Raw genomic sequence first — 20050 nt, 5'->3', positions numbered from 1 at the left:
GCGGGAGGGTGAGGGTGACTACGGCCAGTGTGGTCGCCCTCACCCTCCCACTCGGCTACCGCCGAGCGGGCCCCTCCCTCTCCCAAAGGGAGAGGGGTTTCCGTCACCGGATCGGCGAGTTCGGGTCGAGCCGCATGTCCAGATATTTGTCCACGCTGCCCATCAGCTCCGGCATCTCGTTCTGGAAGAAGTGGTTGGCGCCCGGGATCACGTCGTGATGGATGGTGATGTGCTTCTGGGTGCGCAGCTTGTCGACCAGCTTCTGCACCGCGCCCGGCGTCACCACCTCGTCCGCCTCGCCCTGGATGATGATGCCCGAGCTGGGGCAGGGTGCCAGGAAGGTGAAGTCGTACATGTTCGCCGGCGGTGCGATCGAGATGAAGCCGCGGATCTCCGGGCGGCGCATGAGCAGTTGCATGCCGATCCACGCGCCGAAGCTGACGCCCGCGATCCAGGTGGTCGACGCTTCCGGATGGAAGCTCTGCACCCAGTCGAGCGCGCTCGCCGCGTCGGAGAGCTCGCCGACGCCGTTGTCGAACGTCCCCTGGCTCTTGCCGACGCCGCGGAAGTTGAAGCGCAGCGTCGCGAAGCCGCGGCGCTGGAAGGTCTTGTAGAGCTCCTGCACGATGTGGTTGTTCATCGTGCCGCCCGATTGCGGGTGCGGATGGAGGATCATCGCCACCGGCGCGCGCGGCTTGGGAGCGGGGGCGAAACGGCCTTCGAGACGGCCTTCGGGTCCTGGAAAGATGACTTCGGGCATGGAACCTGCAGATTAGGATGGCGCGTTGACATAGCGCGCGAGAGCAGGCGCGCTATATAGGCAAGGGTTGCGTGCGCGCAATCATTCTGGGGTTTGCGTTGCCGTGACCAGCCGTCTCTATCTCGATCACGCCGCCACGACGCCGATGCTGCCGCAGGCGGCGGAGGCGGTGGCGCGTGGGCTCGCCCACTGGGCCAATCCCTCGTCGCCCCATGCCGAGGGACGGTCCGCCCGCGCGGCGCTGGAAAGCGCGCGCAGCGTGATCCGCGCCGCCTATGATTGGCAGCATGAGCTGATCTTCACCAGCGGTGCGACCGAGGCGATCCTGCTCGCGCTGGGCCGCGCCCAGGTCGAATCGCGGCTGATCGCGGCGACCGAGCATGATTCGGTGCTGCGCGCCGCGCCCGATGCGGTGCGCCTGCCGGTGAACGAGGATGGGCGGATCGACCTCGACGTGCTCGAGGCCGAGCTGGCGGTGGCACCGACGCCGGCGCTGGTCGCGGTTCAGTGGGGGAACAGCGAGACAGGGGTGATCCAGCCGCTCCGTGCGATAGGCGAACGCGTCGCCGCCGCCGGTGCCAAGCTCTTCGTCGACGCTGCGCAGATGCCGGTCAACTGGAAGGGCGGCGATCTGCCCCAGGATACCGCCGACCTGATCGCGATCTCCGCCCACAAGCGCGGCGGACCGCCGGGAATCGGTGCGCTGCTGGTGCGCGACCTGGGATTGCTGCTGCCGACTGGCGGGCAGGAACGCGGCTATCGCGGCGGGACGGAGAATGTGCCGGCAACGCTCGGCTTCGCGGCGGCGATAACGGTGCCGGAAAACCTGGAGGCGATGACAGCAATGCGTGAACGCCTCGACGCCGCCATCCGGGCGCTCGGTGGCGAGGTGGTCGCCGGCGACAGCCCGCGCGCGCCGCACATCGCATCCTATCGCTTGCCAGGTATGCCGGCGGCAGCGCAGCTCATCCGGTTCGACCTGTCGGGAATCTCGGTGTCGGCCGGCTCGGCCTGCTCCTCGGGGAGCATGCGGCCGAGCCATGTGTTGGGTGCGATGGGCTGGGAGGGCGCCAAGGCAGGCGAGGTGATCCGGGTCAGCTTCGGCCGCTCGACCACGCCGGCCGACGTCGAACGCTTCATCTCGGCCTGGGCGGAGATCGCCCGCGATGTCCGTGCCCGGGCCGGGGAACCGGTCGAGCCGGCATGATCTACCTCGACTATCAGGCGACCACGCCGCTCGCGCCCGAAGCGCTGGCGGCAATGCTGCCCTGGCTCGAATCGCAGCACGCCAATCCGCATTCCGCCCATGCGCCGGGCCGCGCGGCGAAAGCGGCGGTCGAGGTGGCGCGGGACCAAGTGGCGGCGCTGCTGCCGTCGGGCGGACGCGTGACCTTCACCAGCGGCGCCACCGAGGCGCTCAACTGGGCGATCAAGGGTACGCGCGGCGGCATCGTCACGATCGCGACCGAACATGCCGCGGTACTGGACACCGTCGAGGCGCTGGCCCGTGAGGGGCGGCAGGTCACGATCCTGCCGGTGGGCGGCGACGGGCTGGTCGATCTCGATCGCGCACGAGAGGCGATCATGCCGGGGACCGGGTTGGTCGCGGCGATGCTGGTCAACAACGAGATCGGCGTGATCCAGCCGATCGCCGAACTCGCGCGCCTCGCGCACGACGCGGGTGCGCAGTTCCTTTGCGATGCCGCGCAGGGCTATGGCCGCCTCGCCATCCCCGACGGCTGCGACATGATCGCCATCTCCGCCCACAAGATCCATGGGCCGAAGGGGATCGGCGCGCTCTGGCTCCGCGACGGGGTGACGCCGGAGCCGTTGCTCCACGGCGGCGGACAGGAAGCCGGTGGCCGCTCCGGGACGCTCTCGCCCGCACTTTGCGCCGGGTTCGGCGCTGCCGCGAAGCTCGCGCGCGAGCGGTTTGAGGAGGATCATGCCCACGTCGACCGGCTGTTTGCCCGTGCGCTCGACCGCATGGCGGGTTGGACGCTCAACGGGAGTCGGGCGCGCCGCTATCGCGGCAATCTCAACCTGCGCCTACCCGGACTCGATGTCGCGCGGCTGATGAGCGAGCTTCGCGACATCGCCTTCTCCGCCGGCTCGGCCTGTGCGAGCGGATCCGGGCGACCAAGCCATGTCCTGCGCGCGATCGGACTCGGCGACGCGGAAGCGCGGGCGAGCATCCGGCTCGGCTTCGGCCGCTATACGAGCGAGGAGGAACTGATGACGGCGCTGGATCGCATCGACGATGCGGCGCGTGCGCAGCGGAGCGCAGCATGATCCGCATCCGCTTCGTCAGCGCCGATGGGCTTGCGATCGAGGAGGTCGAAGGGGCGGACGGCGACAGCCTGCTGCGCCTGGCGCAGGCGCATGGCCAGCCGCTCGAAGGGACCTGCGAGGGGGCGATGGCCTGCTCGACCTGCCATGTCATCGTCGCGCCGGAGGATTTCGGCCGGCTGCCGCCTGCCAGCGAGGAGGAGGAGGACATGCTCGACCTCGCCGCCGGCGCCACCCGCACCAGCCGGCTGTCCTGCCAGATCACGCTCACGTCCGACCTCGACGGGTTTACGGTGCGCGTTCCCGCCGAGGCGCGCGACATGCGAGGCCGCTAGCCTCCTAATTTATTTGCTGCGGATCGTTGTCGCCGCGGAACAATTCGATCAGCTTGCGGTTTCCGCCGCCGGCGGAAGGGAACCGCCGGATCAAGACGGAGTGATGCCCATGACGAAGAAGCTTCTCGGGCTGGCCGCAGCTGCGTTGGTCACCACCGTAGCGTTCAGCGCTACCCCGGTTGATGCGCGACGGCACCACAACAGCTATCACGGCTACCGCTGGAAGACGGTCTGCAAGACCCGCTGGGTACATCATCGCAGAGTGCGTCAGTGCCACCGCGTCCGCATTCGTCGATAAAAGCTTGAGTGATCGCCGCGCGCGCCGTCCTGGCGCCGCGCGGCGTTTTCGTTCAGGAACTGTGCGTTTTCACTGACCTATGCTCCGATAGCCCGACGAATCGGGCCTGTTGGGAGTAACAGAGATGAAACTGATCGCATTGACTGCGGCTGGTCTTCTCGCCGCCGCAGCGCTCACGCCGGTTCCGGCCGCGGCGCAATATCATCGGAGCTGGGACGGCTATCATCGCGGCTGGCATGATCGCGGCTGGGACGGCCGTCGCTGGGATCGCCGGCGCCACTGGGACGATCGCCGCTATTGGCATCGCGGGCCGCGCTACCGCTATCGCGGCGGCTGGCATCACCGCCGCAGTTACGTCACCTGCCGCTGGGTGCGCGGCTATTACGGGCCGCACCGCCGCTGCTTCCGGGTGTGGCGCTAAGTCATAGCGCTTGATCGCACCGCCCGACTCCCCCATATGCCCGCGCGGGAGTCGGGCGGACGTGTGCCGTCGCCAACCCGGTCAGGTCCGGAAGGAAGCAGCCGTAACGATTTCGCCACGGGTCGTTCCGGCTCCCACCGCGCGCTGCGCCAGATCGCAGCGAAGCTGCGATCCGCATCCGCAGCGCGCGCGGCCGGAGGCGCCAGAAGCGCCGTCCGACGACGCGGCTTTGCCGCGGCGCTCTTCTAACCCTCCAAAAAATTTTCGCCCCCATGTCACACATGGGCTCGCTGCCTCGTCATGCCATCGGACCCTATGACGAAAGGAGCGAATATCATGACCCCCCGTCTCAAAGTTTGGGAAGTCGCGCCCGAAATGATGCAGGCGTTCGCCGACTTCTCCGTCGCGCAGGCCAAGGACGGCCTCGAACACTCGCTGCAGGAACTGGTGAAGATCCGCGCGTCGCAGCTCAACGGCTGCGCCTTCTGCCTCCACATGCACACGCTGGAGGCGCGCAAGGCCGGCGAGAGCGAATTGCGGCTGCTGATGCTCCCCGCCTGGCGTGAATCGCCGCTGTTCACCGCGCGCGAGCGGGCCGCGCTGGCCTGGACTGAATCGCTGACCCGGCTGTCCGAGACGCATGCGCCCGACGAGGACTATGCCGAGCTTGCCTTCGAGTTCACACCGGAGGAACAGGTGAAGCTGACCATGCTGATCGGCATCATCAACGCCTGGAACCGCTTCGGCGCCGGCTTCCGTGCCGTCCATGCCGGCCATCCGCCGGTCGAGGCGAAGGAGGCGGCATGACTGCGGGCGAACCGGCCGCGGACGCCGCATCGAGCTTCGATCCGCTGCGGCCGCGGCTGGTTCGCGTCGCTTATCGTATGCTGGGCTCGATCGCCGACGCCGAGGATGTGGTGCAGGATGCCTTCCTGCGCTGGCTCGGCACCGATCGTGGCGCGGTGCGGGAGCCTGAGGCGTTCCTGCGTCGCGTCGTGACCCGGCTGTGCCTCGACCAGCTCAAGTCGGCTCGCCACCGGCGCGAGGACTATGTCGGTCCGTGGCTGCCCGATCCGGTGGTCGAGCCGGAGCCGGTCGAGGACGTGACCTTGCCGCTGATGCTCGCGCTCGAACGTCTCTCACCGCTGGAGCGGGCGGCGTTCCTGCTCCACGACGTGTTCGGGCTCGGCTTCGACGAGGTCGCCGAGGCGATCGGCCGCGATCCCGCCGCCTGCCGCCAGCTCGCCTCGCGCGCCCGCGACCACGTTCGCGCCGAGCGTCCGCGTTTCCCGGTCGAAAAGGGCCACGGGCTGGAGATCGCCGCTGCCTTCTTCGCAGCCTCGCGCGAGGGCGACATGACCTCGCTTCGGACGATGCTGGCGAGCGATGTTGCGGTCTATTCGGACGGCGGCGGCAAGCGCCCGGCCGGGTTGCGGCCGATCGTGGGCTTCGACGATGTGATGAAGCTGTGGGAGAGCCTCGCGCGCTTCTTCCGCAAGGGCACGTCGCAGGTGGTGCGCTACGGCTTCGTCAACGGTCTGCCGGGTTTCGTCACGCGCGAGAATGACGGCATGCTTCAGACCACCGCGCTGCTGGTCGAAGACGGTCAGATCAGGGCGATCTACGTGATGCGCAATCCCGACAAGCTCGGCCATCTCGAGCCGACCCGGCACTGACCGCTCATGGCCTGCCCGGCGAATAGTCGGTCAGCACCATCGTCCGCTCCTCGATCTCCCCCATGATCGGGGCCTCGGGCGAGACCGTCTCGCGCTTGATCCGGCTCCATTCCTCATCGGCACGGAAAGCGGCCCATCCTGCCTTCAACGCCGCCTCGTCGCGCCAGCGCAGCAGGTAGACGAACTCCGGCCGGCCATCGTGCGTCGCTTCCCAGGTGGCGGCGACGTCGAAGCCGTGGCGCTTCATGATGCGCAGCGCATGGTCGCGGAAGCGCGCGTGGAAACGGGCCTTGCTGGGCTCGTTGAGCTGATAGATGCGCAACTGATACAGCGGAGGGGACGGGGGCGGGGCCTCGGCGGCCGGGGTAGCGCCGGCCAGTATGACGGCGAGAAGGCTGGTCATCAGGGGCACGCGTATCTCCTTCAGGCTTCGACATCGGTGATGCCTCGCCCTAGATTGGCAGACAATGTCCGATTCCCTCGATCTCGGCGAGCCGCCGCAGCCCAGGCGCGACGACGCCTATCGCGTGTTGGCTCGCAAATACCGGCCGCAGACGTTCAGCGCGCTGATCGGCCAGGATGCGATGGTCACCACGCTGGGCAATGCGATCCGGCGCGACCGGCTGGCGCACGCCTTCCTGCTCACCGGCGTGCGCGGGGTCGGCAAGACCTCGACCGCGCGGCTGATCGCCAAGGCGCTCAACTGCATCGGGCCGGACGGGCAGGGCGGGCCGACCATCGACCCGTGTGGGGTGTGCGAGCCGTGCCGCGCGATCGCCGAGGGGCGCCACATCGACGTCATCGAGATGGACGCCGCCAGTCACACCGGCATCGACGACATCCGCGAGATCATCGAGGCGTCGCGCTATGCCGCGGTCTCGGCGCGCTACAAGATCTACATCATCGACGAGGTCCACATGCTGTCGAAGGCGGCCTTCAATGGCCTGCTCAAGACGCTGGAGGAGCCGCCGGCGCATGTGAAGTTCCTGTTCGCGACCACCGAGGTCAACAAGGTGCCGGTGACGGTGCTGTCGCGCTGCCAGCGCTTCGACCTGAAGCGCATCCCGGCCGAGCTGCTCGCCAGGCATTTCGCCGAGGTGGCCAAGGCGGAGGGTGTCGAGGCGGAGCCCGAGGCGCTGGCGCTGGTCGCGCGGGCCGCGGAAGGATCGGCACGCGACGGCCTCTCGATCCTCGACCAGGCGATCGCCCATGCCGGCGAGGAGGGCGGCAGAGTGACCGCGGCGGCGGTGCGCGACATGCTCGGCCTGTCGGATCGCGGCGCGATCCGGGCATTGTTCGGACATCTGATTGCCGGCGATGCGTCGGCGGCGCTTGCAGCGCTGCGCCAGCAATATGATCTCGGCGTCGATCCGGCGGCGGTGCTCAAGACGCTGCTGGAGACGGTGCACGGCATTACCCTCGCCAAGCTCGGCGCCGACATGTCGGCGACCCAGGCCGCGGAGGAGCGCGAGGCGTTCGAAGGCTGGGCTGGCGAGCTGGGTTTTCCGGCGCTGCATCGCCTGTGGCAGCTGCTGCTCAAGGGGCATGACGAGGTCGCGCGGGCAGCCCTGCCGATCGAGACTGCCGAGATGGCGTTGCTTCGCCTAGTCCACGCCGCGAGCCTGCCCGATCCGGGCGAGCTCGCGCGGCGGCTGGCGAGCGGGGAGGGGGCGCCTCTCGCCGCAGCCACCTCCGCACCGCCGCCACCATCGCCCGCCGAGCGGCCGTTGCCGACCACCGTCGCGGAGCTTGCGGTGCTGTTGGAAGATAATCAGGAACAGATGCTCGGCCGGCGCGTACGCAATTCGCTGCGGCCGGTGCGGTTCGAGCCGCCGGAGATCGTCGCCAGCTCGGCGACGCCGCTGCCGGCGGATTTCACACGGGAGCTTGGCGAGGCCTTGCGGCGGATCACGGGTCGCAAGTGGCGTATCGAGACCGATGCCGCACCGGGCGCTGCCACGCTGGCCGAGGAGGAAGCGGCGGCGGAGGAGGCGGAGCGCCAGGCGGTGCTCGCCTCGCCGATCGTTGCTGCGGCAATGGCGGCCTTTCCGGGCGCTGAACTCGACTGGACCAATCGGAGCAAACGACAGTGAAGAACCTCGAAGACATCATGGCCATGGCGCAGAACGTCCAGGCCGAGCTGACCAAGGCGCAGGAGAATCTCGATACGATCGAGGTGGAGGGCGTCTCGGGCGGCGGACTGGTCAAGGTGCGCGCATCGGCCAAGGGCCGGATCATCGCGGTCGACATCGATGAATCGCTGCTGCAGCCGAGCGAAAAGGGAATGGTGGAGGACCTGGTCGCCGCCGCCTTCAACGACGCCCGCGCCAAGGCCGATGCGGCGTCGCAGGCTGAGATGGGCAAGCTCACCAGCGGCCTGCCGCTGCCGCCGGGCTTCAAGCTGCCCTTCTGAGATCGTTGCGCCGAGGGAACGGCGGTTCGCTTCCCTTCGTTGTGGCGCCAGTCATGACGAAGGGAGTGGATCATGAGCGACGATCGGGTCGAAACGACCACCACGCAGCCTGGTAACGCGGGCGCCCCCAACGTGACCGTTGTCGAACGCCGCGGCGGTGGCGGCGGCCTGGTGATCGGGCTGGTATTGCTGGTCGCGGTGATCGTGGCCGCGGTGTTCCTGATCAATCAAGGCAAGAACGAGACGCTCAAGACACAGGCGACCACCGAGGCTGCCAAGGATATCGGCGACGCGGCGGGCAAGGTGGGCGACGCGGCGCAGACCGCGGCCAACAAGATCGATTAGCCTGCGGATTCAGCGCAGACAGGCATCGAGCCCCCCGTCGCGCACCGTGGCGATGCGGCGGTTGATCGCGTTGCCGTAGCGGCGGGTGAAGCCTCTCGGCGCGATGCCGGGGCGTTTCTTGGGGAGGGGCAGCACGGCCGCGATCTGGGCGGCCTCATGGGAGCTCAGGCGCGAGGCGTCGTGCTTGAAGTAGCGCATCGCGCCGGCGTTGACGCCGTAGGTGCCGATGCCGGTCTCGGCGACGTTGAGGTAGACCTCCATGATCCGCCGCTTGCCCCAGATCGCCTCGATAAGGACGGTGAAATAGGCCTCGAACGCCTTGCGGGCATAGCCGCCGCCCTGGAACAGGAAGACATTCTTGGCGGTCTGCTGGCTGATTGTCGAGCCGCCGCGGATGCGGCCGCCCTTGGCGTTGCGGACGGCGGCGCCGGCGATCGCCCGGAAGTCGAAGCCATTGTGCGAGCAGAAGCGCGCATCCTCCGCCGCGATCGCGGCGCGGGGCATGTCGGGATCGATGCGGCTCAGCGGCATCCACTTCTTGGTGACGCCGTGGCCGGCGAACACGTCGCCGATCATCGTCCAGGTGATCGGCGGTGGCACGAACTTGTAGATCACCGTCATCGCCACTGACAGGATCACGAAGGCGAGGATCAGCCGGAACAGCCAGCCAAAGGCACGGCGAACGAAAGAGCGCGGCCGTTTGGTACGGCCGCGCCTGTTCGTCCCATTGGCAATGGCGCCCCCCATATGAGCGACGCTAGCCGCGACTTACGCCGCCGCCAACAGCCGTTTCTCGCCGGCGAGGCGCATCATCGCCTTCTGCAGCTTCTCGAACGCGCGCACCTCGATCTGGCGGACGCGCTCGCGGCTGACGCCGTAGACCTGGCTCAGCTCCTCGAGCGTCTTGGGATCGTCGGTCAGGCGACGCTCGGTGAGGATGTGCTTCTCGCGGTCGTTGAGGTCGTCCATCGCCTCGACCAGCATGTCGTGACGGACATCCGCTTCCTGCGCCTCGGCGACTACCGAGTCCTGCAAGGGCGAATCGTCGGCGAGCCAATCCTGCCACTGGCCTTCGCCGTCCTCGCGCATAGGCACGTTGAGCGACGTGTCGCCGCCCATCGCCATGCGGCGGTTCATCGAGTTGACCTCCTCCTCGGTCACGCCCAGATCCTTGGCGATCTTGGCGACGTGCTCGGGGGAAAGGTCGCCCTCCTCGAAGGCGTCGAGCTTCGACTTCATCCGCCGGAGGTTGAAGAACAACTTCTTCTGCGCGGCGGTGGTGCCCATCTTCACCAGCGACCAGGAACGCAGGATGAATTCCTGGATCGAGGCGCGGATCCACCACATCGCATAGGTGGCGAGGCGGAAGCCCCGATCGGGCTCGAACTTCTTGACACCCTGCATCAGGCCGATGTTGCCTTCGGAGATGAGCTCCGAGACGGGCAGGCCGTAGCCGCGATAACCCATCGCGATCTTCGCGACGAGGCGCAGGTGCGAGGTCACGAGCTGCGCCGCGGCCTCGGGATCGCCATGCTCCTGGAAGCGCTTGGCGAGCATATATTCCTGCTCGGGCGCGAGGATCGGGAACTTCTTGATCTCGGCGAGATAGCGGTTGAGGCTCGCCTCTCCGCCGAGCGCGGGGATCGTCGCGGGGACGTTGGTTGCGCTTGCCATGGTGAAGTCTCCCTTCTGCGGAGGAACGCCCACGTGGCGGGCGGCGCCGCGTTTCAAAATGCTATACGACAAGTTCGGTGAACAGTTCCTGCATGTCTGCAGGCATTTCGCTATCGAACGCCAAAGCGGTGCTTGTCACGGGATGAATGAACCCGAGATGAGCCGCATGCAACGCCTGACGTCGGAAATTCAGCGTTTCCAATAACGCGCGATGCTCGGTTTTGGTTCGTCCATAGACGGGATCGCCGAGCAGCGGATGGCCGATCGAGGCCATGTGGACGCGCACCTGATGGGTGCGGCCGGTCTCCAGTCGGCATTCGACGAGAGCGGAGTGGAACAGGGGTTTCAGGAGGCGCCAATGGGTGACCGCATGTTTCCCTTTCCCCTCGGCAACGAGGGACATCTTCTTTCGGTTGTTGACACTTCGCGCGATCGGCGCGTCCACTTTCCCCTGGGGAGACGGCACGCCGGACACGATCGCCTTGTAGCGGCGCTGGACGCTGTGCGCCTTGAATTGACGCGCGAGACCTTCGTGGGCGCGGTCGGTCTTGGCGGCGACCATCAGCCCGGACGTGTCCTTGTCGATGCGGTGGACGATCCCCGGCCGCGCAACCCCGCCGATGCCGGAGAGCGAGCCGCCGCAATGGTGGAGCAGCGCGTTGACCAGCGTGCCGTCGAGGTTGCCCGCGGCGGGATGCACGACCAGCCCGGCCTGCTTGTCGACGACGATGAGATGCTCGTCCTCGAACACCACGTCGAGCGCGATGTCCTGCGCCTCGTTGTGCGCCGGCCTGGGCACCGGCACGGTGATGCGAAACTCCGCGCCGGCCAGCGCCTTGCGCGCCGGATCGCGGGCAGGGCCATCGCGGCCGACGACCTGGCCGGACGAGATCAGCGCCTTCAATCGTTCGCGGGAGAGGGTGGGCACCGCATCTGCCAGCGCGCGATCGAGTCTCCAGCCGTCGGCCGAGCCAGCAATCCGCGCTTCGATGATGGAAACCCCCCGGTCCATTACGCTACGGGAGATGGTGATGCGGTGCGAAATTTCAAGGTCCCTGCTCGACGCGATCCTCGCCGCCGCGGCCGCCGAGCGACATGAGATCTGCGGCCTTCTGTTCGGCGACGAGACGGCGATCACCGGCTGGCGGCAGACGGCGAACGTGCATCCCGATCCCGCGCGCTATTTCGAGATCGACCCGGCGGCGCTGTTCGCGGCGATGCGGGCCGAGCGTGCCGGCGGGCCGCGCCTGATCGGCTATGTCCATTCGCATCCGGGCGGGCGCGCCGAACCGTCGCCGACCGACGCCGAGGCCGCCCAGCCGGACGACAGACTGTGGATGATCGTTGCGGGCAGGCACGCGACGCTGTGGCGCGCGGCGGCGGAGGGCTTCCGCCCGGTCGAACTCGTGCTGTCGCCGGTTGCAGCGGCCTGAGGCTTCGGCCAAAAGACCTGCCTGTCGACCGGAGCGATGATTTGAACCTTTCCGCCACCGATTTCGCGAGCCTGCTCTGCTCACGGCTCTGCCATGACCTGCTGTCCCCCGTCGGCGCGCTCAACAACGGGCTCGAATTGCTGGCGGACGAGACCGATCCGGCGATGCGCGAGCGCTGCCTGGAGCTCTTGTCCGAAAGCGCGCGCGCCTCGGCCAACAAGCTCAAGTTCTTCCGACTCGCCTTCGGTGCCGCGGGCGGCTTCGGCGACAGCATCGACACGCGGGAGGCGCAGGCGGCGATCACCGGACTGTTCGGCGACAACCATCGCGTGAAGCTGGGCTGGCTGATCGACGAGGCGCAACTGCCCAAGGGGGCGGTCAAGGTGCTGCTCAACCTCGCGCTGATCGCCGGAGACGCGCTGGTGCGCGGCGGGCAGCTCGATATCGGCGCCGAAGTGGCGTCGGGACAGATCGAGATCGTGGTGCGGGCGGAAGGGCCGCGCATTGTGCTCGACGACGAGCTGCGCGATGCCCTGACCGGCAACGGTGGCGACGCGCCGGTGACGCCGCGCTCCGCCGCGGCGCACCTCGCCCGTGCGCTGGTGAGCGAGCAGGGGGGCGAGCTGCAGGTGTCGGAGCCGGGGGCGCCGGTGCTGCTGTTCGGGGCGGCGTTCGCGAGCGTTGCCGCGTAGTGTCTTGTTCTCGTGAAGACACGAAGAAGAAGGAAGATTTGGTTCACGCGGAGGCGCGGAGGACGCGGAGGTGTCTCGCCTGTAGCCGCTGTCTCGCGTCAGCGAGACCTTTCTGCCTGTAGCAAGCGATAAGCACGAAGGCCGCTGGTGCGGCTGAGACGCCGGCAGGCGACGTATCTCCGCGTCCTCCGCCTCTCCGCGTGAACAACTTTTTCGACCCACGACACGCGCGCGTTCTAAACGCCGTTTTAACCCTGTCACGGGCAAGAACTCCGCGCGAGACGTGCGGGGGACGATGGACGACCTTCTCCAGGAATTCATTGCGGAGACGCGCGAGACGCTGGAGGCGCTCTCGGGCGAGATCGTGGCGTGGGAGGCCGATCCGGGAGATCGCGCCCGGCTCGATGCCATCTTTCGCTTCGTCCATACGGTGAAGGGAAGCTGCGGCTTCCTCGACCTGCCGCGGCTCGCCCGGCTCAGCCATGCCGCCGAGGACGTGCTCGCCGCCGTCCGCGCGGGCGAGCGCACGCCCGACCGGGCATTGGTCAATGCCGTGCTCGCGGTGGTCGACCGTATCGGCGAGCTGGTCGAAGCGATCGACGCCGGCAGCGCCATCGCCGATACCGGCGAGGATCTGCTGATCGCCGCGCTCTCGGAAGGATCGCAGGAGGTCGCACAAGCCGCCGCCTCCACGCTGCGCGCGCCGTCGCGCAGCGTCCGCCTCAGCGTCGACCTGCTCGATCGCATGATGAGCGGTATGTCCGACATGGTGCTGGCGAGGAACGAACTGGCGCGGCGCCTGCGCGACGACGATCCCGATCCGGCGCTGGAAGCGGCGCTCGAACGCCTGTCCGCCACCGTCGCCGACATGCGCGAGACCGTGACGCGGACGCGGATGCAGAAGATCGACCAGCTCTTCTCCGCGCTGCCTCGGATGGTGCGCGATACCGCGGCGAGCCTCGGCAAGTCGGTGACGCTGTCGATCGAGGGCGCCGACGTCGAGCTCGACCGCGAGATGATCGAGGCGCTGCGCGATCCGCTCGGCCACATCATCCGCAACTCGATCGACCACGGCATCGAGGAGCCCGCCCGCCGCCGCGCGCTCGGCAAGCGTGAGAACGGGCGGCTCAGCGTCTCCGCCCGCCAGTCGGGCAACCAGATCATCGTCGAGATCGCCGACGACGGCGCCGGCATCGACGTCGAACGCGTCATCGCCAAGCTGGTCGCGAACGGCCGCAGCGAGCGCGAGCTGCGCAGCCTGTCCGAGCGGGCCAGGCTCGACCTGGTGTTCGAGCCGGGCCTGTCGACCAAGGACGAGGTGACCGATATTTCCGGCCGCGGCGTCGGCATGGACGTGGTGCGCACCTCGATCGAGCAAATCGGCGGTCGGGTGGAGCTCGACAGCGCACCCGGCAAGGGGCTGCGCATCGCCATCCATGTGCCGCTGACGCTGTCGATCATCCCGACGATCGTCGTGCGGGTGGGGGACCAGCGTTTCGCCATTCCGCGCCAGGCGATCGAGGAGATCGTCAACGAGCATGGCGAGGCGATCCGCGTCGACCAAGTCGGCAACAGCTTCGTCGCGACGGTGCGCGAGCGGCGGCTGCCGCTGGTCGACCTCGGCGAGCGGTTGGGCATCGCCCGCGCCGATGCCGCGGCCGGGCGGATGCTGGCGATCGTCGGGCTCGGCGTCGGCAGCTTCGCGCTGGCGGTCGATTCGGTGCTCGATGCGGAGGAGCTGGTGATCAAGCCGGCGGCGCCGGCGGTGATGGCGTCGGGGCTCTACGCCGGGCAGACGTTGCCCGACAGCGGACGGCCGATGCTGATGATCGATTGCGCTGGCATCGCCGCCGACGCCGGGCTGCGCTTCGAGCGGCGGATCGGCGCCGATGACGAGGTGGAGATCGAGGTGGAAGCGGCCGGCACGCCGGCGCTGCTGTTCCGCGATCTCGACGACATGGTCCGTGCGGTACCACTGGCGGTGGTCGATCGCGTCGAGGAAGTCGATGGCGGCGCGGCGTCGTTCGCGGCGGGCACGCTGCGGCTCGCGATCGAGGGGCATATCATTCCGCTGGCGGCGCTGGGCGAGGTCGCCGGGCGCGAGCGGCTGGGCGTGCTGCGCCTGCGCGACGGTGCCAGCGAGATCGGCTATGCGATGGGCGAGGCGCTCGACATCGTCGCGCTGCCCGACGAGATCGCTCCGCCGCGCGCGCCGGGGCCGGTTGCCGGCGTGGCGCTGGTCGGCGGCGAGCCGGTCGAGCTGCTCGACGTGCACTGGCTGTTTGCTGCCCATGCCGAGCGTGCCGACGCCGGCACCAATGCCGTCCGGATCGTCGACAGCGCCGACGGCTGGATGAGCACTTTCCTCCGCCCGATCCTGGAGCAGGCGGGCTATCGCGTGCTTGCCTCCGAGGAGCAGGGGGAAGGGGCGCTCGCCACGCTCGCCTTCGACGATGCCGCGATCGCGCCCGACCATTCCGCGCCGGTCGTGCGGCTGCGGCGCGAGCGTGTCGCCGGCACCGAGACCGACAGCATCTATCGCTATGACCGCGCCGGCATCCTCGCCGCGGTGCAGCGCCAGCTTGCGGGAGGGGGGCAGTGACCGCGCTCTATCTCGTCGCCCAGATCGCCGGGCGCACCGTCGCGATCGAATCGGACCAGGTCGAATCGGTGGTCGACATCGGCGAAGTGACCGCGGTGCCGCGCGCCGCCGCGATCGTACGCGGGCTGGCGGCGCTGCGCAGCCGGGTGGTCACTGTGATCGACACCCGCGTGGCACTGGGGCTGCCGGCCGAGGACGGGCCGGGCGGTCGGGCGGTGATCGTGCGCGCCGACGGGCATCATTATGCGCTGCTGGTCGACGCGCTGGAGGACGTCGCGCAGTTCACGCTGCAGCCGCTCGCCAACGGCGTGGCGCTCGACCCCGCCTGGAGCGCGATCGCGCGCGGGCTGATCGAGCGGGACGGGGAGCCGGTGCTGGCGATCGATCTGGCTGCGCTGATCCCGGTCGGCGCCTGACGAAGCAATCGAATGGTATCGATCACCTGCCTCGATTAACGCGACGCTTACTCTTGTCGGGCACAAGGCGTCATCCGGTGCAGTAACAGAGTGGCTGAAGATGAAATCCTGCCTCGTCGTCGACGACTCCAAGGTGATCCGCAAGGTCGCGCGGCACATCCTCGAGACCCTCGATTTCGAGGTGCGCGAGGCCGGTGACGGCCGCGAGGCGCTCGACAGCTGCATGGCGACGCCGCCCGACGTGATCCTGCTCGACTGGAACATGCCGGTGATGAGCGGGATGGATTTCCTCCGTGCGCTGCGCGAGAGCGAGCTCGCCGAGAAGCCCAAGGTGGTGTTCTGCACCACCGAGAACGGCATGGCCTATATCCGCGCCGCGATCGAGGCGGGCGCCGACGAATATGTCATGAAGCCGTTCGACCGCGAGACGCTCGAGAGCAAGCTCCAGATCGTCGGCGTCGCCTGAGCGCGGCGCCGTGGCGTTCTCGTCCATCCTCGCCGATCTCACCGAGGCGGGAGAGGTGGCACCAGCTTCCGTCCTGATCGTCGACGATTCGGTGGTCGCGCGCGCGGCGATCGGCCGGATGATCGACGCGACCAGCCGGTTCGTGGTGGCGGGTGCGGTCGGCACCGCGCGCGAGGCGCTCGCCTTCCTGGCGGTGCATCGGGTCGAGATCATCCTGCTCGACCTGGAGATGCCCGGTGTCGACGGCCTGACCGCACTGCCCGATCTGGTCGCGGCGGGGCAGGGGGCGCGGATCCTCGTCGTCTCCTCCACCGCCGTCGACGGCGCCGCGGCGACGGTGCATGCGCTCGCGCTCGGAGCCGCGGATACGCTGGAGAAGCCGGTCACCGGCTTCGCCCGCCGCTTCGCCGAGGTGCTGGAGGAGCGGCTCGGCCGGTTGATCGAGTCTGCGCCGGAGACGGTGATCCTGCCGGTCGGGCCGCCGCGGCGCACGCTGCCGATGCTGCCGGCGTTCGATGTCGTCGCGATCGGTGCTTCGACGGGTGGCATCCACGCGCTCTCGCGGCTGCTGCGCGCGATTCCGTCGAGCTTCCAGACGCCGATCCTGATCACTCAGCATCTGCCCGCGTCGTTCATGCCCTATTTCGCGGCGCAGCTCGCCTTGTTGGCAGGGCGGCCGTGCGATGTCGCCGAGGAGCGGATGCCGATCCGGCCGGGGCGGATCGTGGTCGCACCCGGCGATGCGCATCTGCGCTGCGCACGCGCACTGGACGGCGGGATCATGGTCCGGCTCACCCGAGAGGCAAGCGTGAGCGGGTGCATGCCCTCGGTCGATCCGATGTTCGCCTCGATCGCCGAGATGTTCGGGCCGCGCGCGGTCGGGGTGGTGCTGTCGGGCATGGGGCGCGACGGCAGTATCGGCGCGCAGGACGTGCTCGCCGCGGGAGGATCGATGCTGGTGCAGGACCGCGCGAGCTCGGTGGTGTGGGGGATGCCGGGCGCGGTCGCCAACGGGGCGGGGGCGACGGCGGTGCTGCCGCCCGACGAGATCGGGCAGGTGATCGCGGGACGGAGCGCGCGGCCGTGATGCAGCAGACCATCGTGCGGGGGCCGATGCTGGGCGGAGCCATGGATACGATCGCCGCGCTGCTCGAGCAGCGCACGGGACAGCAGATCGCCGCCAGCCGGTCGTGGCGGCTGGAGGCGGCGCTGAAGCCGATCCTTCGCGAACTGAGGATGACGAGCTTGGACGATCTGGTGAACGGTCTCGTCGCCTCGCGCGACGGTGCGCTGTCCGACCGCGTGGTCGACGCGCTGCTCAATCAGGAGACGTCGTTCTTCCGCGATGCTCCGGTGCTGGAGATGGCGGGGGACGCGCTGGTCGCGATGAAGCGCGAGGCGCGAGGGCGGCGGTTGCGCATCTGGTCGGCGGGCTGCTCGACGGGGCAGGAGCCGCTGAGCGTTGCGATGCTGCTCCACGAGCGTCGGCTGATCGAGGACGGCATCGCACCGGAGATCGTCGCGACCGATGTCTCGTCGGGTGCGATCGGTCGCGCCCGTGCCGCGCGCTATTCGCAGTTCGAGGTGCAGCGCGGGCTTTCGATTCATCGCATGATCGCCTGGTTCGAGGGGGAAGGGGCCGAGTGGACCGCCAAGCGCGAGCTGGTCGGCCGCGTCCAGTTCCGCCAGCACAACCTCGTCAGCGATCCGCCGCCGCCGGGGGCGTTCGACCTCGTGCTCTGCCGCAACATCATGCTCTATTTCGCGCCGGATGTACGCGCGCGGGTGTTCGAGCGGCTGGCGAAGGCGATGCGGCCGGGCAGCCTGCTCGTGCTTGGCGCGAGCGAGACGGTGATCGGGCAGACCGACAAGTTCGTGCCCAGCGAGCGCTGGCGGGGATTTTACAAGCTCGCCTAGTTGCGTTTCGCCGCGCGCCGCCCCAATCTCGCGCGGCCCATGGACGTTATCGACGCGCCCTCACCCAATTTCGACGAACGCACGCTGCCGGTCTCGATGCTGGTGCTCCACTACACCGGCATGGAGAGCGCCGAGGCGGCGATCGCACGGCTGCGCGACCCGGAGGCGAAGGTCTCCGCCCATTATGTCGTCGCCGAGGACGGCGCGGTGCTGCGCCTGGTCGAGGAAGGCAAGCGCGCCTGGCACGCGGGCAAGTCGCATTGGCGCGGGATCACCGACGTCAACTCGGCCTCGATCGGGATCGAGATCGTCAATCCGGGGCATGAGTTCGGTTATCGGCCCTTCCCGGACGAGCAGATCGAGGCGGTGATCCGGCTCGTCGCCGACATCAAGGAGCGGCACGGGCTGACGCGTGGCAATATCGTCGGCCATTCCGACGTCGCCCCGGCACGCAAGCGCGATCCGGGCGAGCTGTTCCCCTGGGGCAAGCTCGCGCGCCTGCGCCTTGCCCTGCCGCGGCCGACCAGGAACCTGATGGACCCGCACTGGACCGAGGCCGGCTTCCTGCTTGCGCTCGAGCGGTTCGGCTATGAGGTGACCGATCCGATGGCGGCGATCATGGCCTTCCAGCGCCGCTTCCGGCCCGAGCTGATCGACGGCGAGATCGATGCCGAATGCCGCATGATCCTGCTCGCGCTGCTGCTGCCCAAGCCGCAGGGGGATGATTGAGGCGATGCTATACCTCGCGATCAAGGCGGCGATCTCCGGTATCCTGATCGCGGCGGCCTCGGAAGTGGCGAAACGCTATCCGGGTTTCGGAGCGCTCATCGCCTCCTTGCCGCTGGTATCGGTGCTCGGGATGATGTGGCTGTGGCGTGACAAGCCGGATGCCGCGAACATGGCAGCCCATGCGGAGGCGACCTTGCCTTCGCTGCCGATGTTTCTATTGATCCCGGCGATGCTGCGTCATGGCGTGCCGTTCTGGTTGGCGCTGGCATTGGGATGCGCAGTGACCGTGCTGCTGTATGTGGCGACGACCTGGCTTGCTCCGCGCATCGGATTGCGGCTTTAGCGACGAAGGGTGGCGGACGGGCGTCATCCTCGCTACATGGATGGTGCCAGAGGGTCGGGCGGCCGCGTGTTTCGGCACGAGGAAAGTCCGGGCTCCACGGAAACCACGGTGGCGGGTAACGCCCGCCGGGGGCGACCCCAGGGACAGTGCCACAGAGAGCAGACCGCCCCGCTTCGGCAGGGCAAGGGTGAAAGGGTGCGGTAAGAGCGCACCGCGCGACCGGTAACGGAAGCGGCACGGCAAACCCCACCGGGAGCAAGACCGAATAGGGGCGGCACATGGGCCTGGTTCCGGCCCGTCGCCCGGGTTGGTTGCTGGAGGCGGCGCGCGAGCGCCGTCCTAGAGGAATGGTCGCCCATCTCCCCTCGGGGAGTGGACAGAACCCGGCTTACAGACCCTCTGGCGTTTCATTCGATACGCTCTCGTCACCCCGGCGAAGGCCGGGGTCCACCATGCAGCAAGCATAGGGCAAGAGGCTCCAGCGCATCGGCCTGCCGCGCAGTGGGCCCCGGCCTTCGCCGGGGTGACGAGGGAGAGGTGGGGATTCCACCTACTGGCGTGAACCGAAAGAAAAGGCCGCCCGCATCGCTGCGGACGGCCTTTCAAACTCCGGTCGACGCGCAGGCTCAGCCCTCGGTCGTCTCCTCGGCCGGGGCTTCGGGCTGGACCTCGGCGGTCGCGCCCGGCTCGGCGTTGGGGTCATAGTCCTCGGTGAAGCCGGCTTCGTCCTTCTCGAACATCGCCGCCATCACGTCGACGCCCTGTGCCTGCATGTCGGCCTCTTCCGGCGAGCGGGCGACGTTGACCTTGATCGTCACGGCCACTTCGGCGTGGAGGGCGACCTTCACCTCGTAGACGCCGATCGCCTTGATCGGGCGGTCGAGCACGATCGCCGACTTGGCGACCTTGTGGCCGTCGGCACCGAGCGCCTCGACCAGGTCGCGCACCGCGACCGAGCCGTAGAGCTGGCCGGTGTTCGACGCCTGGCGGATCAGCGTGACGCTGGCGCCCTCGAGCGTCTTGGACTCCTTCTCGGCCTCGGTGCGGCGGGCGGCGTTCTCCGCCTCGATCCGCTCGCGATTGGCCTCGAAGACTTTGCGATTGGCTTCGTTAGCGCGCAGCGCCTTCTTGCGCGGTAGGAGGAAGTTGCGGGCGAACCCGTCCTTCACCTTCACCACGTCGCCGATGGCGCCGAGCTTCTCGACGCGCTCAAGCAGGATGACTTCCATCTGTGCCGCTCC

The 20050-nt window shown here is 68.5% G+C and carries 24 protein-coding genes and 2 other RNA genes; 20 read left to right on the top strand and 6 right to left on the bottom strand.

From position 1 onward, the window contains the following. Nucleotides 1–103 precede the first annotated feature (103 nt). Nucleotides 104–760, bottom strand: a complete 657-nt coding sequence (locus AC2YHA_RS05535) for an alpha/beta hydrolase (RefSeq protein ID WP_233782287.1) — start codon at nucleotides 758–760, stop codon at nucleotides 104–106. Between the two features lie 103 nt (nucleotides 761–863). Between AC2YHA_RS05535 and AC2YHA_RS05530 the strand changes: the two genes are divergently transcribed. The 7 genes from AC2YHA_RS05530 to AC2YHA_RS05500 all read left to right on the top strand — a co-directional run bounded on the left by AC2YHA_RS05530 (nucleotide 864) and on the right by AC2YHA_RS05500 (nucleotide 5779). Further along, a complete protein-coding gene (locus tag AC2YHA_RS05530) occupies nucleotides 864–1967 on the top strand; it encodes a cysteine desulfurase family protein (RefSeq protein ID WP_487400668.1) in 1104 nt (367 codons plus the stop codon). Next, complete coding sequence (locus AC2YHA_RS05525; RefSeq protein ID WP_487400667.1) at nucleotides 1964–3052, top strand: cysteine desulfurase family protein; 1089 nt, start codon at nucleotides 1964–1966, stop codon at nucleotides 3050–3052. The genes AC2YHA_RS05530 and AC2YHA_RS05525 overlap by 4 nt, the downstream gene beginning before the upstream one ends. Then, entirely contained in the window at nucleotides 3049–3384 is a 336-nt protein-coding gene (locus AC2YHA_RS05520) for a 2Fe-2S iron-sulfur cluster-binding protein (RefSeq protein WP_487400666.1), read from the top strand. Before AC2YHA_RS05525 ends, AC2YHA_RS05520 begins: the two co-directional genes overlap by 4 nt. Before the next feature lie 422 nt (nucleotides 3385–3806). Next, nucleotides 3807–4103, top strand: coding sequence for a hypothetical protein (locus tag AC2YHA_RS05515; protein WP_487400665.1), 297 nt, complete (start codon nucleotides 3807–3809; stop codon nucleotides 4101–4103). Between the two features lie 43 nt (nucleotides 4104–4146). Then, an RNA gene (ffs, locus tag AC2YHA_RS05510) (signal recognition particle sRNA small type) lies at nucleotides 4147–4245 on the top strand. A 194-nt stretch (nucleotides 4246–4439) separates the two neighbouring features. Next, a complete protein-coding gene (locus AC2YHA_RS05505; RefSeq protein ID WP_233782292.1) occupies nucleotides 4440–4910 on the top strand; it encodes a carboxymuconolactone decarboxylase family protein in 471 nt (156 codons plus the stop codon). Then, nucleotides 4907–5779: a sigma-70 family RNA polymerase sigma factor gene (locus AC2YHA_RS05500; protein ID WP_233782293.1), complete on the top strand. Its 873-nt coding sequence runs from the start codon at nucleotides 4907–4909 to the stop codon at nucleotides 5777–5779. The genes AC2YHA_RS05505 and AC2YHA_RS05500 overlap by 4 nt, the downstream gene beginning before the upstream one ends. A gap of 4 nt (nucleotides 5780–5783) precedes the next feature. On the opposite strand, the gene AC2YHA_RS05495 is transcribed toward AC2YHA_RS05500, so the two are convergent. Continuing rightward, complete coding sequence (locus tag AC2YHA_RS05495; RefSeq protein WP_233786558.1) at nucleotides 5784–6182, bottom strand: NIPSNAP family protein; 399 nt, start codon at nucleotides 6180–6182, stop codon at nucleotides 5784–5786. Nucleotides 6183–6246: 64 nt separating this feature from the next. Between AC2YHA_RS05495 and AC2YHA_RS05490 the strand changes: the two genes are divergently transcribed. From AC2YHA_RS05490 to AC2YHA_RS05480, 3 genes are all read left to right on the top strand, one after another. Continuing rightward, nucleotides 6247–7872, top strand: coding sequence for a DNA polymerase III subunit gamma/tau (locus AC2YHA_RS05490; RefSeq protein ID WP_487400664.1), 1626 nt, complete (start codon nucleotides 6247–6249; stop codon nucleotides 7870–7872). Next, nucleotides 7869–8192 carry a YbaB/EbfC family nucleoid-associated protein gene (locus AC2YHA_RS05485; protein ID WP_233782295.1) on the top strand — a complete coding sequence of 108 codons (324 nt, stop codon included), beginning with the start codon at nucleotides 7869–7871 and terminating at the stop codon, nucleotides 8190–8192. Before AC2YHA_RS05490 ends, AC2YHA_RS05485 begins: the two co-directional genes overlap by 4 nt. Nucleotides 8193–8264: 72 nt before the next feature. Beyond that, complete coding sequence (locus AC2YHA_RS05480) at nucleotides 8265–8537, top strand: hypothetical protein (protein ID WP_233782296.1); 273 nt, start codon at nucleotides 8265–8267, stop codon at nucleotides 8535–8537. A gap of 9 nt (nucleotides 8538–8546) precedes the next feature. On the opposite strand, the gene mtgA is transcribed toward AC2YHA_RS05480, so the two are convergent. From mtgA to AC2YHA_RS05465, 3 genes are all read right to left on the bottom strand, one after another. Continuing rightward, complete coding sequence (gene mtgA / locus AC2YHA_RS05475) at nucleotides 8547–9284, bottom strand: monofunctional biosynthetic peptidoglycan transglycosylase (protein ID WP_487400663.1); 738 nt, start codon at nucleotides 9282–9284, stop codon at nucleotides 8547–8549. 21 nt (nucleotides 9285–9305) lie between these two features. Beyond that, nucleotides 9306–10211 (bottom strand): RNA polymerase sigma factor RpoH, encoded by a 906-nt coding sequence (rpoH, locus tag AC2YHA_RS05470; RefSeq protein WP_487400662.1) that lies wholly within the window; start codon nucleotides 10209–10211, stop codon nucleotides 9306–9308. 61 nt (nucleotides 10212–10272) lie between these two features. Beyond that, complete coding sequence (locus AC2YHA_RS05465) at nucleotides 10273–11223, bottom strand: RluA family pseudouridine synthase (RefSeq protein WP_487400661.1); 951 nt, start codon at nucleotides 11221–11223, stop codon at nucleotides 10273–10275. A 19-nt stretch (nucleotides 11224–11242) separates the two neighbouring features. Between AC2YHA_RS05465 and AC2YHA_RS05460 the strand changes: the two genes are divergently transcribed. The 10 genes from AC2YHA_RS05460 to rnpB all read left to right on the top strand — a co-directional run bounded on the left by AC2YHA_RS05460 (nucleotide 11243) and on the right by rnpB (nucleotide 19216). Next, nucleotides 11243–11644: a M67 family metallopeptidase gene (locus AC2YHA_RS05460; RefSeq protein ID WP_487400660.1), complete on the top strand. Its 402-nt coding sequence runs from the start codon at nucleotides 11243–11245 to the stop codon at nucleotides 11642–11644. Nucleotides 11645–11685: 41 nt separating this feature from the next. Further along, nucleotides 11686–12336 carry a histidine phosphotransferase family protein gene (locus tag AC2YHA_RS05455; protein WP_233782301.1) on the top strand — a complete coding sequence of 217 codons (651 nt, stop codon included), beginning with the start codon at nucleotides 11686–11688 and terminating at the stop codon, nucleotides 12334–12336. Nucleotides 12337–12631: 295 nt separating this feature from the next. Continuing rightward, nucleotides 12632–14938 carry a chemotaxis protein CheA gene (locus AC2YHA_RS05450; RefSeq protein WP_487400659.1) on the top strand — a complete coding sequence of 769 codons (2307 nt, stop codon included), beginning with the start codon at nucleotides 12632–12634 and terminating at the stop codon, nucleotides 14936–14938. Continuing rightward, nucleotides 14935–15354 carry a chemotaxis protein CheW gene (locus tag AC2YHA_RS05445; protein WP_487400658.1) on the top strand — a complete coding sequence of 140 codons (420 nt, stop codon included), beginning with the start codon at nucleotides 14935–14937 and terminating at the stop codon, nucleotides 15352–15354. Before AC2YHA_RS05450 ends, AC2YHA_RS05445 begins: the two co-directional genes overlap by 4 nt. Nucleotides 15355–15454: 100 nt before the next feature. After that, nucleotides 15455–15820: a response regulator gene (locus tag AC2YHA_RS05440; RefSeq protein WP_233782304.1), complete on the top strand. Its 366-nt coding sequence runs from the start codon at nucleotides 15455–15457 to the stop codon at nucleotides 15818–15820. A gap of 10 nt (nucleotides 15821–15830) precedes the next feature. Beyond that, a complete protein-coding gene (locus tag AC2YHA_RS05435) occupies nucleotides 15831–16907 on the top strand; it encodes a chemotaxis protein CheB (protein ID WP_487400657.1) in 1077 nt (358 codons plus the stop codon). Continuing rightward, nucleotides 16907–17737, top strand: a complete 831-nt coding sequence (locus AC2YHA_RS05430) for a CheR family methyltransferase (protein WP_233782306.1) — start codon at nucleotides 16907–16909, stop codon at nucleotides 17735–17737. The genes AC2YHA_RS05435 and AC2YHA_RS05430 overlap by 1 nt, the downstream gene beginning before the upstream one ends. 39 nt (nucleotides 17738–17776) lie before the next feature. Further along, nucleotides 17777–18466: an N-acetylmuramoyl-L-alanine amidase gene (locus AC2YHA_RS05425; protein ID WP_233782307.1), complete on the top strand. Its 690-nt coding sequence runs from the start codon at nucleotides 17777–17779 to the stop codon at nucleotides 18464–18466. A 4-nt stretch (nucleotides 18467–18470) separates the two neighbouring features. Beyond that, nucleotides 18471–18809, top strand: coding sequence for a DUF3147 family protein (locus AC2YHA_RS05420; RefSeq protein WP_487401706.1), 339 nt, complete (start codon nucleotides 18471–18473; stop codon nucleotides 18807–18809). A gap of 46 nt (nucleotides 18810–18855) precedes the next feature. Continuing rightward, nucleotides 18856–19216: RNase P RNA component class A (rnpB, locus tag AC2YHA_RS05415), an RNA gene on the top strand. 219 nt (nucleotides 19217–19435) lie between these two features. On the opposite strand, the gene rplI is transcribed toward rnpB, so the two are convergent. Further along, nucleotides 19436–20038 (bottom strand): 50S ribosomal protein L9, encoded by a 603-nt coding sequence (gene rplI, locus AC2YHA_RS05410; RefSeq protein WP_233782308.1) that lies wholly within the window; start codon nucleotides 20036–20038, stop codon nucleotides 19436–19438. Between the last annotated feature and the right edge of the window lie 12 nt (nucleotides 20039–20050).

The sequence above is a fragment of the Sphingomonas sp. SRI_018 genome (genome assembly GCF_057586275.1).
Note: the sequence above shows the minus strand (reverse complement) of the source record. Positions and strands in the feature narration are given on the sequence as shown.